General features: G+C 36.8%; 14 protein-coding genes and 1 other RNA gene. 6 read left to right on the top strand and 9 right to left on the bottom strand.

Annotated features, from left to right (window positions below; genetic code table 11):
* Window positions 1-74: 74 nt before the first annotated feature.
* The 3 genes from ACLJX0_RS12370 to ACLJX0_RS12360 are packed head-to-tail and all read right to left on the bottom strand — an operon-like array spanning window position 75 to window position 5,128.
* A complete protein-coding gene (locus ACLJX0_RS12370; protein WP_410880835.1) occupies window positions 75-857 on the bottom strand; it encodes a hypothetical protein in 783 nt (260 codons plus the stop codon).
* A gap of 56 nt (window positions 858-913) precedes the next feature.
* The gene (locus ACLJX0_RS12365) at window positions 914-3,418 is read right to left on the bottom strand and encodes a TonB-dependent receptor plug domain-containing protein (RefSeq protein ID WP_410880834.1); all 2,505 of its coding nucleotides are present in this window, start codon (window positions 3,416-3,418) and stop codon (window positions 914-916) included.
* A 3-nt stretch (window positions 3,419-3,421) separates the two neighbouring features.
* Window positions 3,422-5,128: a peptidoglycan DD-metalloendopeptidase family protein gene (locus ACLJX0_RS12360; protein WP_410880832.1), complete on the bottom strand. Its 1,707-nt coding sequence runs from the start codon at window positions 5,126-5,128 to the stop codon at window positions 3,422-3,424.
* 240 nt (window positions 5,129-5,368) lie between these two features.
* On the opposite strand from ACLJX0_RS12360, the gene ACLJX0_RS12355 reads away from it, so the two are divergent.
* From ACLJX0_RS12355 to rny, 4 genes are all read left to right on the top strand, one after another.
* On the top strand, window positions 5,369-5,659 hold the full coding sequence (locus ACLJX0_RS12355) for a hypothetical protein (RefSeq protein ID WP_410880831.1): 291 nt from the start codon (window positions 5,369-5,371) through the stop codon (window positions 5,657-5,659).
* Between the two features lie 8 nt (window positions 5,660-5,667).
* Window positions 5,668-5,967: a cell division protein ZapA gene (locus ACLJX0_RS12350; protein ID WP_410880830.1), complete on the top strand. Its 300-nt coding sequence runs from the start codon at window positions 5,668-5,670 to the stop codon at window positions 5,965-5,967.
* A 63-nt stretch (window positions 5,968-6,030) separates the two neighbouring features.
* A non-coding RNA gene (gene ssrS, locus ACLJX0_RS12345) (6S RNA) lies at window positions 6,031-6,139 on the top strand.
* A 49-nt stretch (window positions 6,140-6,188) separates the two neighbouring features.
* Window positions 6,189-7,751: a ribonuclease Y gene (rny, locus tag ACLJX0_RS12340; RefSeq protein WP_410880829.1), complete on the top strand. Its 1,563-nt coding sequence runs from the start codon at window positions 6,189-6,191 to the stop codon at window positions 7,749-7,751.
* Window positions 7,752-7,882: 131 nt separating this feature from the next.
* On the opposite strand, the gene xerD is transcribed toward rny, so the two are convergent.
* Together xerD and ACLJX0_RS12330 are read right to left on the bottom strand one after the other, a co-directional pair.
* On the bottom strand, window positions 7,883-8,803 hold the full coding sequence (gene xerD, locus ACLJX0_RS12335) for a site-specific tyrosine recombinase XerD (RefSeq protein WP_410880828.1): 921 nt from the start codon (window positions 8,801-8,803) through the stop codon (window positions 7,883-7,885).
* 87 nt (window positions 8,804-8,890) lie between these two features.
* Window positions 8,891-9,523 carry an outer membrane beta-barrel protein gene (locus ACLJX0_RS12330; protein ID WP_410880827.1) on the bottom strand — a complete coding sequence of 211 codons (633 nt, stop codon included), beginning with the start codon at window positions 9,521-9,523 and terminating at the stop codon, window positions 8,891-8,893.
* Between the two features lie 329 nt (window positions 9,524-9,852).
* Here ACLJX0_RS12330 and aroQ point away from each other — a divergent pair, with 329 nt between their 5' ends.
* Window positions 9,853-10,269, top strand: a complete 417-nt coding sequence (gene aroQ / locus ACLJX0_RS12325; RefSeq protein WP_410880826.1) for a type II 3-dehydroquinate dehydratase — start codon at window positions 9,853-9,855, stop codon at window positions 10,267-10,269.
* Complete coding sequence (locus ACLJX0_RS12320) at window positions 10,269-12,749, top strand: DUF5686 family protein (protein ID WP_410880825.1); 2,481 nt, start codon at window positions 10,269-10,271, stop codon at window positions 12,747-12,749. Before aroQ ends, ACLJX0_RS12320 begins: the two co-directional genes overlap by 1 nt.
* Before the next feature lie 78 nt (window positions 12,750-12,827).
* Here the strand turns inward: ACLJX0_RS12320 and ACLJX0_RS12315 are convergent, their stop codons facing one another.
* The 4 genes from ACLJX0_RS12315 to ACLJX0_RS12300 all read right to left on the bottom strand — a co-directional run bounded on the left by ACLJX0_RS12315 (window position 12,828) and on the right by ACLJX0_RS12300 (window position 17,729).
* The gene (locus ACLJX0_RS12315; RefSeq protein WP_410880824.1) at window positions 12,828-13,790 is read right to left on the bottom strand and encodes an ABC transporter ATP-binding protein; all 963 of its coding nucleotides are present in this window, start codon (window positions 13,788-13,790) and stop codon (window positions 12,828-12,830) included.
* A gap of 183 nt (window positions 13,791-13,973) precedes the next feature.
* The gene (gene trxB, locus ACLJX0_RS12310) at window positions 13,974-14,918 is read right to left on the bottom strand and encodes a thioredoxin-disulfide reductase (protein WP_410880823.1); all 945 of its coding nucleotides are present in this window, start codon (window positions 14,916-14,918) and stop codon (window positions 13,974-13,976) included.
* Window positions 14,919-15,198: 280 nt separating this feature from the next.
* Window positions 15,199-16,476: a gliding motility-associated C-terminal domain-containing protein gene (locus tag ACLJX0_RS12305; RefSeq protein ID WP_410880822.1), complete on the bottom strand. Its 1,278-nt coding sequence runs from the start codon at window positions 16,474-16,476 to the stop codon at window positions 15,199-15,201.
* A 122-nt stretch (window positions 16,477-16,598) separates the two neighbouring features.
* Complete coding sequence (locus ACLJX0_RS12300) at window positions 16,599-17,729, bottom strand: hypothetical protein (RefSeq protein WP_410880821.1); 1,131 nt, start codon at window positions 17,727-17,729, stop codon at window positions 16,599-16,601.

Genomic DNA, 17,729 nt, shown 5'->3' with positions numbered 1-17,729 from the left:
GCTTACACCCTGCATCCAATACACAGGCACCCAAAAAAAAGAGACTGTCTTTTGGGACAGCCTCTTTATCTCGGTTATACTATTTCTTCTGTAGTAGAAGATTCATTACGTTCTTCTTCCCCTAGGATATTCAAGGGATCATAACTCTTGACTTCCCATTGTGGATCGGTCAAATCAATATAAAAATAATTGATGTTGTCGTTTTTGTCAAAAGCACCGTTTTTATTAATATCCTCAATCGTTCTAAAATACAGTCGGTTTTGTACATCAATCACCGTCCAATCTAACAATTCTTGTAAATACGGACTTAGTTTTTTAAACTCTTTTCCGCTACCTCTACTAATATATAGGGTTTTAATATCATTGGAATCAATTTTACCATCGCGATTCGTATCTGCGTCAAAAACATTATACACTAAAATATTTTTCTTCAGTTTTTCTGCGATTGTATTTAAATATACCACGGATTGAATTTGGATTTTTTTAGTGGTCAGCGGTCTGATTTCTAGGGAATCTTTATGTTGAAACATCAAGTTTTCTAAATAACCTGTAATTTCAAAAGGCACATAATTAGAAACCGTATAGGAGAACTGATTAACTTTGCTTGTTCCGTATTTACTTGGACTAGCATAGACTCTTACTTCTCCTACAGGGTGAATTAAATAGGAAGAGTTACCGACAACCAAAGGTAAATCAGCAATTCTGATATCTTCTGTTTTTTCTTTCACCGCTTCTTGTTGCTCTGCGTTTTCTACCTCATCTTTATAAATCACTTTTGGTTTTTCCTCTTGTCCTTTACAAGAAAAAAGCAACACAACGGAAAAAATACTGGCGAATAAACCTACTTTTGTTTTCATTCTTTTCACTATTGATGATTCAAAGATACGTTTTTTACAAATGCTCTGCGAAAAAATTAAAAGGTTAGCGCGACTTTAATATTGAATGTTCTATTTGTCATATAATTTGGTATAGCATAGGACTTTGTACTATTTAAATCTCGAATCCAGGTATTGGTAATTGCATTGTCAAAATCAAAGACATTATATACCTCTACCCCGACTTGCAAGTGGTCAATTCCCTGTAACCACCGTTTATTTTGCCCAATACCATCATCTTTAAACACATAGTTAAATCCGATATCTGCCCGTTTATAGTCGCGCAATCTGTCTTGATAGCGGTAGGGATCCTCATAAGCGGGTGAACCACCTGGTAGACCAGTACTATAAACAGCATTAAAGTACAATTTCAAATTAGGAATGGAAGGCACATAATCTTGGAACAACAAACCAAACTTCAATCGTTGATCAGTTGGTCGAGCGATATAGCCTTTATCTTGATAATTCTCTTCTGCTTTCATATAACCAACACTCACCCAAGATTCCGTATTGGCGATGAATTCTCCATAGATTCGAACATCCGCTCCATACACATAAGCCTTTGCCTCATTATTGGCTACGTAGCGCAGGCGTACATTATCGAGGGTATAAATATTTGCATCTTGTATATTCTTATAATACACTTCCGATTGCATGCGGAAATCTCTTTCCCACAACTTAAATTGATACCTATGTCCTAAAACAACCACCCAAGCTTTTTGCGCTTTTAAATCGGGATTTAATTCTCCATCAAATCCTCTGTATTCTCGATACGATGGAGGCTGTTGATATAAACCTGTAGCTAGCGTAAACAACATGTCTTTTTCCCAATTACTCGGTTCAAAAGCAATTTGCGCTCTGGGACTGACCACTACTTTTCCTGCATCACTTTCAGACATCTTCCACCACTGCATGCGAGCACCCGCATTAAGGGTAATTTTGGCCTTGTCTGTGTATAGCGCTTTATTCCATTCTCCATATACCATAAATCGATTGATGTCTACATTATGTTGCGTATGCAGCGTTGAATAAGGATGTATATTAGGCAACACATAGCCCAAAGAGTCCATTAACTCCCACTCTGACAAGCGATCTTTGATATTTTCTCTGGTATATTTTACTCCCCAATATAGTGAAGTATCCGTATCTTCTAAGAAAAACTTCCCTTTTACTTCCGCACTTAGGACTAAAGCATCATAGTTATTTCTAGCATGCGAAAACTGAGAAGCGATTCCCTTTCTCACCGCCACTGGTCTTTCAATATCAGATCCAAAAAGAGGATCTGTATCAGATTCTTGTTGATCCATCAGTAAATAAGAAGCCTCAATATCGTAGTATTCTTTTTCCTGAGTGTGATACGCTGAAATAATTGCGTCTACTTTATTGTTACTATTCCACGCATAGGAAGAAGTGAAAGCACCAAACAAGGAGCTATACTTATCTTCCTCTTTTCCATCATATAAAACCAATACATTTGACAACGCATTATAAGCTCCAAAATTAACTTCCGCTCGATTAGGTTCGTATTTATAGTGATTTCCTGTAATATTACCTAAAAAACTAAAATCCCAATGTTCGTTTACGGTATAATTCACTACGGTTTGCGCATCCATAAAAGAAGGCTTATAGTATCCCTCATCATCGTTTCGATTCATCAGCAAGCGATTGTTGTGATAACGCATACCAAGAATAGCGGTTAAGGCCTTATCTTTAGAAACTAAATCGACGGTTGCTCCTGCCCCTAAGAAACTCGCTTGTAGATAGGCTTTATTCTCCTTCGGCTTGCGATAGGTGATATCTAGAACCGATGACATCTTATCGCCATATCTCGCTTTAAATCCTCCTGCAGAAAAAGAAATTCCCTCTACCATCGTAGGATTAACAAAGCTCAATCCTTCTTGTTTACCCGACCGCACCAAAAAAGGGCGATACATTTCAATCCCATTGACATAAATCAAATTTTCATCAAAGCTTCCGCCTCTCACCGTATATTGGCTACTCAATTCGTTATTCGAGTTCACTCCTGCTAATGTAGTTAATACCGTTTCGAAGGTATTGCTCTCTTTTACCGCTGAGGCACTTTCCGAAAGATCCACATGCATTACGTCTCGTTCCCCACCACTTTTGGACGTAACAATCGTAATGTCTTCTAATACTTGTTTATTTTCTTTTTCTTCTAGATGGGATTGTTTAGCCTCTCTTGGTTGAATTTTCATACACTCATAAACGTCGTAATGAACCGTTTTATTCCGAAAATAGATATGAGGCTCTCCGAGACAAAGTAGTGTATTATCGAAATCAACAATCACCACCTCTACTCTTGGAAATTCAAGTTGAAACTCTCCCTGTTCATCTGTTACTACACGGCCAATTACTGCATGTTCCTTTTTTAGATACCCCTCATATACAACGACAGAAACATTAGCTATTCCAGTTCTGTCTTTATAGTCAATAAACTTTCCTTTCAACGTTACGAGTTCTTGAGCGTATAAACCTACGCTCAGTAAAAAAACCAGTATGGTTATGCCCAATCGATGTATCATCTGTTATTTTCTAAAAAAATGCGTTGAAAAAGTGGCTTCATTCTCTAGGTTATCTGTCACTTTAATCACCACGTCATTGCGCCCGGAAGCTACTATTCCATCGCGGAATAAATGTACTATTTTTTTTGTTTTATAATCGTAATCCAACAAGATCCATTTCCCGTTGATTGTTCCTTCAATTTTATTGATTCCTGAATCGGCATCTTGAATTAAAAAAGAGATGTTTTCGGCATTGCTCAACCAATCCCCTTCCTTAAAGCTAGGCTGGTATATTTTTGGTGGTGTTGTATCCATCCCCACGGTATAATCCCCTAATTTCTTGGTATAAATCGTCCACAACGATCCTTTTTTATGTGTTTTGACATAGGATTTACTTCCATTAGGACCAAGCTGAGCCAAATAACCTTTTTTTAGCTCTGTTTCGGTTAATCCAAAACTACTCACATCTACCGTCAACGTCATATTTTTAAATCCTGCCACTACATCTCTGTGCAACGTAACCACCTTGTCTTTGGCGTTAAAATTAAATTTAAAATCTTGGTAAAAGGTATTGGCAGGAATCGTAAGTGTCGCGAAATCCTTCTCCATAATAAATTCTCTCGTGGAAAGGATGTCATACTTATCTCCTTCGGACACATCCATACTTTCTACACGAGCGACAAAATCATCCGCATAGGTAACTGGAATTTCAATCGTTGTTTGATTGCCGTGATAGTCAGACGCCACAATTTTATAGGTATAACTCTCTCCTGGCTGCACGGTTAAGATTCCCTGATTCGCCTGATTAACTTTTAGTACCGACAGTGGGTATGGGGTTTCAACGAACATTTTTTGCACCTTGGCCTTGGTTCGTTTTACCCGTCCATAATCCACTAAGGCGTTGACAAAGCCCGTTTCACTAAAGGTAAAGGTATCAAACTGATAGCTAAAACTCGGGGTTCCATTAATAAACGTTTCCAATTTATAAACGCCATTTTTATTTGCATTATTATTAGCCGTATCATACATATCAATACCAAAGCTAATTTTTCCTTTGGCTGTAATTGGATCTGCCATCAGAACACCGTTGCGCATTTTATAAGACAGTTGAAAGGGACTACTATTCTTATTAATGGTTGCATCCAAAGAAATAGGATACGCATAAACAGCATTTACCGTAGGCGCTTCCGTATCCACGAGCATATCCTTCATTCCCTTACTCAGCGGATTGATGATGGCTTGTGTTTTGGTATCGCGAAATTCATAATGTAAATGAGGGCCACCTGAACCCCCTGTATTTCCTGTGTAAGCGATAATATCTCCTTTTTTAACTGGGATTTCATTGCGTTTTGGAAAAATTTCAATTTCAAACACGCGTTGTCTATAATGCGTATCGAACACCCGTTTTGCAATTTCACCTTCATAGGCGTTTAAGTGTCCATATACAGTGGTCATCCCATTGGGATGATCAATATAGAGTGCTTTCCCATACCCCCACGTTGATACTTTGATACGCGACACATACCCATCTGCGGGCGCATAAATAGGAAGACCAATGCGTTGTTGTGTTTTAATATCTAACCCAGAATGAAAGTGACTTCCTCTCAATTCACCAAAATTACCAGAGGCGTTAATAGGGATATTTAAGGGATTCGCAAATTCGATAGCAGGAGTTTGTCCAAAAGCAAACAAGGCAGAGCAAACAAATAATCCAGTTAAACTCTTTTTCATAATTTTATAATTTATTGCTAAAATAAAGAATAATCTAAAAACTGCGAACCCTTTTCTATAAATCCTTGTGGAAGAGGACAGACATTCTAGTGAGAATCAGGTAAAAAACAGGTATTCTTCTATTTAGTTAGCTATTAAACAATTTCCTCCGCATTCAGACGAACTTTTCACACAAAATATTTTAAAATCTAAATACTAATTGTAACTTTGTAAAAGAATAGTGAATATTTATTTTGCGACATGAGTGAACTAACGGACATAATTAATGCATTGGAAGTAAAGTTTGCCAAACTTGTACAGCGATTAGATCAATTGGAAGCGGAAAACAATAACCTAAAGCAGGATTTGATTGAGGCACGAGAGGAGATTCAGCAAAATGAACATCAATTGGAAGACATCTACAAAAAGTATGAGTCCCTTCAATTAGCCAATTCACTATTGGGCAGTGACGAAGGAAGAAAAGATACGAAACTCAAGATAAATTCACTGATACGAGAGATTGACACCTGTATCACTCAACTCAGTAAATAAAGCGAGCGATGAGTCAAAATGAACAATTAAAAATCAAAATATCGATAGCTGATCGCGTATATCCCTTAACGGTGACATATGCACAGGAGGAGGCTTTGCGTTCGGCATCGAAGAAGATTGATATTATGATTACACAGTTTGAGGAGAGCTATGCGGTACGAGATAAGCAAGATGTTCTGGCGATGTGTGCCTTGCAATTGGCCTCACAGACGGAACAGAAGACGATTGACAAGTCTGAAAATTACAACAAAGCGGTTGATCGATTAATTCGATTAGATGAAGCTTTGGATCGTATTCTTTCGAAATAACACGTTCTTATTTAAAGGAAAAACTAAAAAGATACTGCTCACATTAGTAAACCGTTTTGATAAACTCAACACTAACAAATTAAAATGGGTGAATCATTGCTACTAAAGCATGCTGCATTTATGCAGATCCTTGAACAGCAAGCTAACCCAAAACTTGTTTAAATCAGAGTTTATGCAACTCTACTGATGTGGGCTTTTTTTTATATAATTATAAAACACATATGGATATACTATTTATTGTTGGAGGAGTTTTGGTCGGTGGAAGCATCGGTTTTGCCATAGCGAAATACCTAGAAAAGAACCACGCTTCATCTGTTTTGCAAAACGCTAATAATGAAGCAAAGACACTAATACGCGACGCAAAGACAGAAGGAGAATCGATTAAAAAGGAGAAAATACTTCAAGCAAAAGAAAAATTTATTGAGCTAAAAGCGGAGCATGAGCAAGTAATTTTAGCGCGTGACAAGAAGATGGCAGAGGCAGAAAAAAGAACGAGAGATAAGGAATCTCAAATTTCTAATGAGTTGTCTAAAGCCAAGAAAGCAGCAGAAGAAAGCGAAAAAATCATTAAAGACTACGAGGTTAAGCTTGAGCATATAGAGAAAAAACAGGAAGAAGTTGAGCGCTTACACCGCACGCAGGTCGAGCAATTAGAGATTATTTCTGGTTTAACAGCGGAAGAAGCGAAGAATCAAATCATTGAGAGCTTACGAACTGAAGCAAAAGCAGATGCAATGTCGTACATTCAAGATACCATTGAAGAAGCGAAATTAACGGCTCAACAAGAGGCGAAAAAAATTATCATCAATACCATTCAACGTGTAGGTACAGAAGAGGCTGTAGAAAACTGTGTTTCTGTGTTTAACATTGAATCCGATGATGTAAAAGGTAGAATTATTGGTCGTGAAGGACGAAACATTCGTGCAATTGAAGCGGCAACAGGTGTTGAAATCATTGTAGATGATACGCCAGAGGCAATTATTCTTTCTTGTTTTGATCCTGTAAGACGCGAAATTGCGCGTTTATCTTTGCACCGTTTGGTTACAGACGGACGTATTCACCCTGCTCGTATCGAAGAAGTGGTTGCCAAAACAACCAAACAAATCGAAGAGGAGATTATTGAAATTGGAAAAAGAACGGTTATTGATTTAGGAATTCACGGGTTACACCCTGAATTGATTAAAATCGTTGGTCGTATGAAATACAGATCGTCTTACGGTCAAAACTTACTACAACACTCGCGTGAAGTTGCAAAATTATGTGGTTTAATGGCTGCAGAATTAGGATTAAACGTAAAATTAGCGAAGCGTGCAGGATTACTACACGATATTGGTAAGGTTCCTGAAACAGAGAGCGAATTACCACACGCTATTTTAGGGATGCAATGGGCTGAGAAATTTGGTGAAAAACCAGAGGTTTGTAATGCCATTGGAGCTCACCACGACGAAATTGAAATGACCACTTTAATTGCGCCAATTATTCAAGTTTGTGATGCTATTTCTGGTGCAAGACCAGGTGCACGAAGACAAGTCTTAGATTCATATATTCAGCGTCTAAAAGACCTAGAAGGTATTGCTAATGAATTTGGAGGAGTGAAAAACTCGTATGCGATTCAGGCAGGTAGAGAATTACGTGTGATTGTTGAAAGTGAAAAAGTATCTGATGAAATGGCTGCAACGCTATCATTTGATATTTCGCAAAAAATTCAGACGGAAATGACGTACCCAGGTCAAGTAAAAATTACAGTAATCCGTGAAACTAGAGCGATTAATATTGCGAAATAGAGAAAGGAAACAAGCATAAAAAAAGGCGTTATAGTTCAACTATAATGCCTTTTTTTTATGCTTGTTCTATTTTATATTCAGAGCGGGATTGCCCCATCAATAACACAAGCAAAAGGGACGAGTTCTACGTATCAATCCTCACTCTTTTTACTTCTCGGATGGTATTTATCCATCACGCCTTTTAGTTTTTCTCTGCTGATATGGGTATAGATTTCTGTCGTTAGAATCGATTCATGCCCCAACATCAATTGAATCATTCGAATGTCAGCGCCATTTTCCAACAAATACGTTGCAAAGGAATGTCTAAAACTATGAGGACTAATATTCTTTTGAATATTGGCGGCCTGAGCCGCTTGTTTGACAATGGTAAAAATCATGGCTCGGGTTAAACGACCTCCTCTTCGATTGAGAAACACAATATCACTATCCTGCTTCTTTACCTGCGTGTGATTGCGAATCGTTTGTTTGTACAGCGTAATAAGTTGCATCGTATCGGGGTCAATCGGTACAAATCGGTGCTTGCTCCCCTTCCCTATTACGCGAATAAATCCTTCTTCAAAAAAGAGATCACTCAATCTCAGATTGACCAACTCACTTACGCGTAATCCACAGCTGTATAAAAGCTCTAACATGACCTTATTGCGATATCCTTCATTAGTGGAAAGATCGAGCGTAGCAATTAGCGCATCTATTTCCTCCATCGCCAATACTTCAGGGAGTTTACGGCCAAGTTTAGGGATTTCCAATAAATCCGTAGGCGCTTTTTCTATTTGCCCATCGACAATTAAAAACGTAAAAAAACTCTTCAATCCCGATATAATTCTCGCTTGTGAAGTAGGCGCTAAAACCGTTGACAATTGATAGACAAATTCATTGACATGCTCAGGAGTTACTTCCTGAGGAGTTACTTCTACTTCGCTATGATTAAGAAACTGAACAAACTTCATCAAATCCAGCTCATAACTTTCAATAGAATTTTCGGCTAATCCACGTTCTAACTTCAAATAATGGACATAGGATTGCAGGGCATTTTGCCAGATTTTACTTCTCATTTTACTTCATTCAGTTCCTTCAAAGATAAAAAAAAGAGCTTCATTGCTGAAGCTCTTTCTGTATTCTATTATTTACCGATTTTTCGATTAGAATTTGTATACTAATCCGAAGGTAGCGTTGTCAAAGAAGTTATTGAAAACGTTTACGTTCGCTTCTGTTTCAGAAATAGTTTTTTTCTTGTTACCATCAATTTTGTGGTCGTGGTTTCCATAAGAGAATACATTACCTAATGTGAAAGCAACAGCTAATTTTTCTGTTACGAAATAGTTGAATCCTAAGTCTAGGCCAGCTTGAATACCTGTCATTTTTTCTTTCGCTGCAGATAATTCTTTTTGATCATATCCAACACCTACTTCAGCAAACGTTTTGAAACGATTACCTAATTCTAAAAAGTAGTAACGTGCATATAAACCTGCATATAAGTTTGTAGCTACTTTATCATTAAATGCTTCTTGCTCATCTTTACCAAAAGCTAACGATGCTCCAACAGCAACTTTATCTGATAAAAAGTACCCTACTTTAGGATTAACTTTATACTTAGTGGTTTTGTCTTTGTTCCCTGATGTTGAATTTTTATCTACTTTGTCAGAAATTTGAAAGCTCCCTTCAATCATGAAGTTTCCTTCTTGGAATCCAAAGGTTGGTTTTTCTTTTTCTTGAGCGTTAGCTGTGAATCCAAATGCAGCAACGGCTGCTAACGATAGTACTAATTTTTTCATATTCATTCATTTTTTTTTATTAACTGAGTACGAAATTAAGGCAACTCTACACAAGACAGCGTTTATTTAATAAATATATAACATTAAATAAACCTGATAAATATAAAAAATTAACATCATATTGTAAATCAATCAGTTATTACATTGATACAAATAGTTAATATTTAGTTAATTACAAAGAAAACCATATTTTAAAAACAGTTAAAAGAAGTAACCCCTTCAAAATGAACGGAAACTAATTCTATCTCTGGGTTAAATATTCGTATTTGCATGCCTAATCAACCTGAATATTAAATATCTTTGTTTTACTGTTCTAGAAACTTACACCTATGAAAATTCTACTACTCAATGGCCCCAACCTTAATTTACTAGGAAAAAGAGAGCCTACTATTTATGGAGATACTAGTTTTGAGACTTACTTTGAACAACTACAACGTGAATTTCCCACTATCGAATTGGAGTATTTTCAATCGAACAGTGAAGGTATTTTAATTGATAAATTACATGAAGTTGGTTTTAGTTATGCGGGTATTGTCTTTAATGCGGGTGGATATACCCATACCTCTGTTGCCTTGGGTGATGCAATTGCAGCCATAGAAACCCCCGTTATTGAGGTCCATATTTCCAATACACATGCTCGTGAAGATTTCCGTAAAATTTCCAAATTAGCGGCTCATTGTCGCGGGGTTATTTTGGGGTTTGGTTTAAAAAGTTATGCCTTAGCGCTTCATGCTTTTGAGAATTAATGAATAAATACCGTGTAACCTTTTCTTTTTCTTTGCTTTTCCTCCTGGTTTTTCTATGGGGAAAAATGGGGTATGGGCAAAACCTTACTGGGCGATTACTCACCGAGAAACAACTACCCCTAGCTGGTGGTTTGGTTTTTATTCCGGGAACGGTTCACCATACTCGTACAGATGAGGCTGGTTATTTTACGATTAATTGGGACTCCAAACAGCCGATTTTTATTCAAAAGGAAGGTTTTGAACATGAACGCATCAAGTACAAGAATCAAACAGACTCCATAGCTGTTGTATTAACTGCTTTGGACAAACGCACCCTGCTCTACAGCGAGCAACAAGATTTGTATGCGTCCTACTTACTCTCCTTAGTTTACACGCATTTTAAACAACGCACTAACAACTACCAGGCGACGTATTACGCCAAAGGAGATTTACAACTCAACACCCAGCGTTCTTCCTATTTAGGGCAAAAACGCAAAGATTTGGATCCTGCTTTGGATATTGACAGTGAACAAACAGGTAATTTTATATACCTCAGTGAAATTAGTTCGGATCTCGACTACCGCAATAAGATGTTGAGTAAAGAAACTGTTCAGGCACTACAAGAAAGAGGAAATTCGAAGGATTTACTCTTTCTAACGGGAACGGATAATGATTTCAATATTTTTAGTGCGGAGGTTTCCAAGCGGATTACTGTTGTATCTCCTCTACTTCCTTATGCCAATTCCTACTACTACTTTGACATTATTTCTGAGGAACAAGTAGGAGAAGATACCGTTTATCGAGTGTATTTCACACCGAAACGCGATCGAGAACCTATTATGGAGGGCTATATTGAATTTACCAGTAACCAGTGGCAAGTATTGTCTTTTTATGCGAAAATGCAGGGTATGAATGTAGGCGTGAAGAATATCAACAACTTGCAAATTAAACAGACCTATACCTATTCTCCGTCTTTGGACGCTCATGTAAAAGCTGCGCAAACCTTGGTTTTTGATGGTCGATTTATTGTTTTTGATTTCATTGGAAAATTTGAAAGTAGTTTTTCACACTATACAGAAAAACCAGCAGATTTAATGGAAAATAAAACCAATGAATACCTGACTTTTACCAAAAACTACAACGTCGATGAGGAGAAAAAATTAGCCGTAGTTCGCCCTTTTCACTTACTAGACAGTGAAAAGAAATACTTCGAACAAAAATCGATTCTTTTAGCCGATAACACCAAAGCAATTTTAGATTCTATTGATAAACGCACCAATAACTTTACGCTATTTAAGCTAATTAAAGGATACAAATACGTCAACTCCTACAAAAACACAACCTATAACTACCATGGATTACTTTCAACCTTTGCTTTTAATGCCGTACAAGGGTTTAATATTACTTCAGGGATTGATTACACCAAATTGCGATCGGATCTTGGCGCGACGTCTTATGGGGTAAATGTCAGCTATGGGTTTAGTGAGAATAAATTTCGCTTTTCTGGTTATGCTTCTCATGTTTTCAATCAACAGGACTATCGCACCCTTCGATTAGAGGGAGGGGAAACAATCGAACAGTTCAATCAAGATGATCCAATTAAAAAGCCGATTAACTCTTTTGCCTCTTCTTGGTTTGGAAAAAACTACGCCAAGTATTTTCAAAAAAAGTTCATCGCTTTACAGTACAGCCAATATGTTGGAACGAATTTTAATGTAAAAGCGAGATTTGAGTATGCGTATCGAAATCATCTAAACAACCATATTCAAAATCCACCTTTTGTACCCACTTTAGACTTCACGTCGAATAATCCGTTGAACCCTTCTGATTTTGAAACTCCAACCTTCAAACCTAATGGAGTGGCCAAACTCCAAGTCAATGTACAAGTGGTGTTTGATCAAAAAACGATTAGTTATCCCAATAAAAAACAATATATCCAGCAATCGAAATACCCGATTCTTGAGATTCTTTTAGAAAAAGCCTTGAATACGACGGATCGTAACTTTAGCTATACATTTGGTTCTATTGGAACGAAATATCAGAATAATATTGGCAATATTGGGGAATTGTACACGGGTATTTCCCTCGGGCAATTCTTTGAACAAAATCAAATTCCGTTTACGGATTACAAACATTTCAACGGCAACCAAACCTTTATTGGTTCTAGTACAATCTACAATAAACAATTTAACTTACTTCCTTACTATTCCTATAGTACGAATAAATCCTATGTTGAATTTCATCTAGAACACGATTTTCGAGGGTATTTAATCAATAAAATTCCGCTATTAAACAAAACACGATATTCGTTTATTGTCGGGTTTCACTTGTTACAAACGCCAGATCAACCCACGTATAAAGAATTTAGCGTGGGGTTAAACAACTTTGGATTTAAGAAATTCAGGCCTTTTCGAATTGACTATTTCACTTCTTTTTCCAATAGAAAAACAAGTCACGGTGTAGTTTTAGGAGTAAAAATTTTAGATTTAATCCAGAAATAAGAATAGTTGACAGTTTATTTACAGCTAACTGTGAACTATACCGTGAACCGTTAACTGTCAACCGTAAACCGTTAACTCTTATTGGTATTTTTTCAAAGCTAATTTAACGTTAGTTCCCACTTGTACCTCAACTGGATGGTTAAAATACAGGGTTCTATTATTTTTAAAATCGGCCTCGATAAGATAACCATCACCATTAAAATATGCTTGTTGTACTTCTACCTCTAAGACTCCCTTTTGTTTAGAGATCATCAATTGATGAGGATAGATAAGCAATACTTCATCTTCTTTGGTATCGGGGTTAAAGTCGGAGATATACAATTCATTGACTTCTCCGAAGAGCGTTGCCACATATTTATCCGATGGATACTCATATAGGTCTTGGGTATCGCCATAATCGACCACTTTACCGTCTTTGAGCACGATAGTTTCATCTGCGAAGCTCAGCACATCCATGCTATCATGCGTAGCGACAATACAGGTAATATTATTTTCTTTTAGATAGGCAAATATCTTGCGGCGCAATACACTTCTACGCGCATAATCGATATGGCTAAAGGGTTCGTCTAAGAGCAATACTTCAGGAGCGACAGCTAAGGCTCTAGCTAGGGCAACGCGTTGTTGTTGTCCACCACTGAGCAGTTTTACTTTCACATCGGCAAATGCTGTCATTTCGATAAGCGCTAATAATTCATCTATTTTTGCTTTCTTTTTTTCTAAATTAAAGTTAGAAAGATACTTACCAATATTTTCTGCTACACTGGTATGTGGCATCAAATCAAAATCTTGAGCCAAATAACGCATATTATCCATACCAGGAACCAGATTATAGGCCGGTCCGAGTACTTGGTTATCTTTCCAGAATATTTCCCCTTGATCGAGGTCGTGGAGTCCATAAATCAGTTTGAGTAGCGTACTTTTTCCACATCCACTCTCACCGAGCAAAGCCACGTGTTTTCCTTTTTCAATCACTAAATCAATGGCGTCTATAACGATATTATTGGCGGTATAACTAAACGATATATTTTTTAATAAAAGCATGTCGAGATTTTAAAGTACAAAGATAAAAATATCTAAGGATGGACTCTATAAAATTCTACTAAAGGCATAAAAATAATAAAGTAAAAAAAGGGATAAGACGCAACAGCCTTATCCCTAATTTATTATATTTTGTTTCTTGATGATAAACAAGGCAAATAGCCCTATTTCTTATTGCATTTCGTATTAATCTTGAGCGGCTAAATAACGTTCTGCATCTAGCGCGGCAATACATCCTGACCCAGCAGCCGTAATAGCTTGTCTGTAGTCTTTATCTTGTACATCTCCACAAGCAAAAACTCCATCAATATTCGTTTTACTTGTTTTACCTGCTGTAATTAGATAGCCTGTTTCATCCATGGTTAATTGTCCTTGGAAGATATCCGTATTGGGTTTATGTCCAATCGCCACGAAGAATCCAGTTGCAGGAATCTCTGTTTCTACTCCTGTTTCATTATTTTTCACTTTGACTCCTGTCACCACGTTACCATCTCCAAGTACCTCAACTGTACTGGTATTCAATAAAATTTCAATATTTTCTGTATTGCGCACGCGATCTTCCATAATTTTAGATGCTCTAAACGTATCGCTGCGCACTAACATGGTTACTTTTTTACAAAGTTTAGATAAGTAATGAGCTTCTTCACAAGCAGAGTCCCCAGCTCCAACGATAACCACTTCTTGATTTCTGTAGAAGAATCCATCACAAACCGCACAAGCGGATACTCCTCCCCCAAGGTTAAGGTAGTGTTGTTCAGACGGTAATCCCAAGTATTTTGCTGTAGCACCAGTAGAAATAATTACAGTATCTGCGTGCACTTCTGTAGTTTCGTTTACCCAAACTTTTTTAATTGCTCCACTTAAATCAACCTTAGTAACCCATCCATCCCTTACATCTGTTCCAAAGCGTTTAGCCTGAGCCTCGAGTTGTAGCATCATTTCAGGTCCTGTTACACCATCGGGATATCCAGGGAAGTTTTCTACCTCATTTGTCGTTGTTAATTGACCTCCTGGTTGCAATCCTTGGTATAATACAGGTGCCATATTTGCTCTTGCGGCATAAATTGCTGCTGTATATCCTGCAGGTCCTGACCCAATAATTAAACACTTTGTTCTTTCTATTGTTGACATAATACTCTTTTTAATAATTGTAGAAACAAAAATACCCTTTTTCCGTGCTTTTCAAAGCACTTTTATAAAGAAATAACTTATATCCACATAAAGAAAGTCTATCTCATGTTTGGGTATACCTCCCTTTTTATTGGGAATATCATTTGCTGTTTTTTTGTGCTTGCTATTTTTTGTGTGTTACTCCGAGTAAACCGCAACTTTCTTAGAGAACACAAAAAAGACGCTCCTTTTGGGAGCGCCTAAGCAATTTTTTTTATTCACAGTAAAATTATTCTACTTTTTACTTGGCATCTAAGTGAAGATATCCCGTTTTCTTCACGGTATAAGTCCTATTTTTAGTTTCTTTTTTATAGGTTATAAAGTAGTAATAAGTTCCCGCAGGCAATTTTCCCCCTTTAGTTTGGTAGCCTTTAAACACATTTCCATGGCTATCGTAATTTTTAGTTTCATAGACTTTGGCTCCCCAACGATTGAATATTTGCACTGCATTGACAGGATAGTTTGTGATGTTTTTAATAATAAAGTGGTCATTCTCATCTCCCCCAGTGGTATTGACGTAATTATAGATAATTACATCGTCCTCTTCTGGGGAAACAGGATGTATTGTCGCCAAAGTAAAATAACCAAAATTCGTAATATTCGCTGGGGTTGTAATGGTCTTATTCTCTACATCCACAATTCCACCAAGATCTTCCCATTGATTACTGCTGGTATTCCAATAGACAATATGCAACTCGTGTTCGGGATTTAGCAACAAGTCCGCTGGTGTTGTTTTTTCGTCCCAACTCAAAGTTAGTAGACAAGGTGTAGCTCTATTTTTTGCTTTTTCAAGCGTCCAATACTCCTGTGTATTTACTTGTTTAATTTCTGGCGCTTGTTCTTGATGCGTGGCAAAGAACATTGGATCTTCTAGGACATAGTTACAAAGCACCACATCTTTCGTACTTGGAGGCGCACTGATATGCGCAGGTCGATAATGTTGCTTATTGCCCACGGGAAAAATAAAGGGGTCTGCTCCAACTTTTTCTACTACTCCGTCAACAAAACTAGTTGTACTACTATTCTTGTGTTGGGATTCTGGCATAAAACTAATTAATCCCATCGGTTGTTTGGTTGCTGTATTAATTTGGTCATCCACTTTAATTATTCCATCTTTAAAATCCACTTCTCCCCAAATATCGAGGTTAGCTTTCAAATCAAAATACCCTTTTGTCTTATGGTTATCAAAGGTAACTTTATTGAGGTTGACTACTTCATTTCCCGCAATACGCTTCTGTTGTTCCTGGGTGCTCAAAAAATAAACCTCCCCTGTACTTAACGTCTTCGTATAGGTAAATTTTCCATCATTGGTAAAATCTCCAAAAGAATATAATAATCCATCATTGGTAAGATTTCCTTGATCTTGATTGGTAAAATTAGAATAGGAGCTCAGAATAGTTTTACTCTTAATTTTTAGTATTCCTTTATTATAAAAAACATTATTTTGGGCCAATGATATTGTCGTACTAAGCATTAGGCTAATGAGTACAAAACGAGGCAAACGATTTTCTTTTATCATATTATCATTAATTAATCTTACGCTGTAGGACATCATCTCCCTACAGAAAGTGGTGAAATTTATCCCATGTTAACGGTCAAACACTATTTCCAACTCCTATTGGTATCTTATATGAAGGGATTTTACAACTGTGTTTTATTTTTTTCTTTACACACTGCATCTTCCGTTCTTTTAAAGCTTTCATAGCTTCGAAATCCACTCATGAGAATGAGATCGGTTTCCGTTGTTTGTTCTAAATTGGAGGTTTCTTTGAGTCTGAGGTATTCCTTATATCTGCATTGATTGATAAATTGTGAAAAATTCTTCTTATAGGTTGTATTTATAAATTGAGATAAATAGCTTCTATTGGTCATCAAATCACTCAATAGATCCGTAATTTTCAGCTGTGGGTTTAAGAAAGGCTTTGTTTCTTGTATATATTTTTCAAATCTTTCTTTGGCAATTGTTCCTTCTTTTTCCTTTTTTTCTTCATCCAGGTTGTTGTTTTTTACTTCTTCAACAATGTCTTCGGTTACCTGAGCAAAATTTTCACAAAACAAATTATAGCAAAGACTAATATTAAAAAACATAATCAAAAAGTTAGGAATTAATTGTCCTAGGAGGATATTGTTATGAAGCTGAGGAAGCAGGTACAGCACAATAGACCCTGGGAAAAGCAAGAATCCGATTACAAAAATAGGGTAGAGCCAAAAGAGAAAATCTTGTTCTTCATTGGAGGAGTAATGCGTTATATTTTTGCGATACCGCAAGAGGCGAAAAAAGGATAACAACAAATAAATCAAGTTAAAGAGCGTTGCCATCACACTATCTTCATTGAATAACAAGAAGGTAATTTTTGTTGTTTGTAAGAAATAGGCCTCCACTACCTCTTCGATTTTGGTATGATGATAAAAATAAAATGCAAGGCTCAAGAATACACTAATCCCATAGTGGAAATACTGAAACTTTTCTTCTTTCTTCAATCGGGTCAAGATAAAAATAAGGTGATAAAACAAGGTGGGTATCAACAAAGTAGTTAAGAAGTTCACCCCTTTAAAACACGGCAAGGGCAGCAATTGAAAGACGTCAAAAAAGGTTGTACTATAGCAAAAAATACAGACAATATAGAACAAGATTAACACAATAGTAGCTTTTCTCACGATAGGATCTGTAGTATCGTCGACTAATTTCAACCCTAACAAAGCCAGACAAAAGAGGGCTGAAAATATTGAGGAAGAAAAGGAAACTCCTAAAAAAAGGTATTGATAATCCAT

It is taken from the genome of Myroides sp. DW712, from assembly GCF_046557355.1.
Taxonomy (GTDB): domain Bacteria; phylum Bacteroidota; class Bacteroidia; order Flavobacteriales; family Flavobacteriaceae; genus Flavobacterium.
This window is presented reverse-complemented; position numbering and strand designations above follow the sequence as displayed.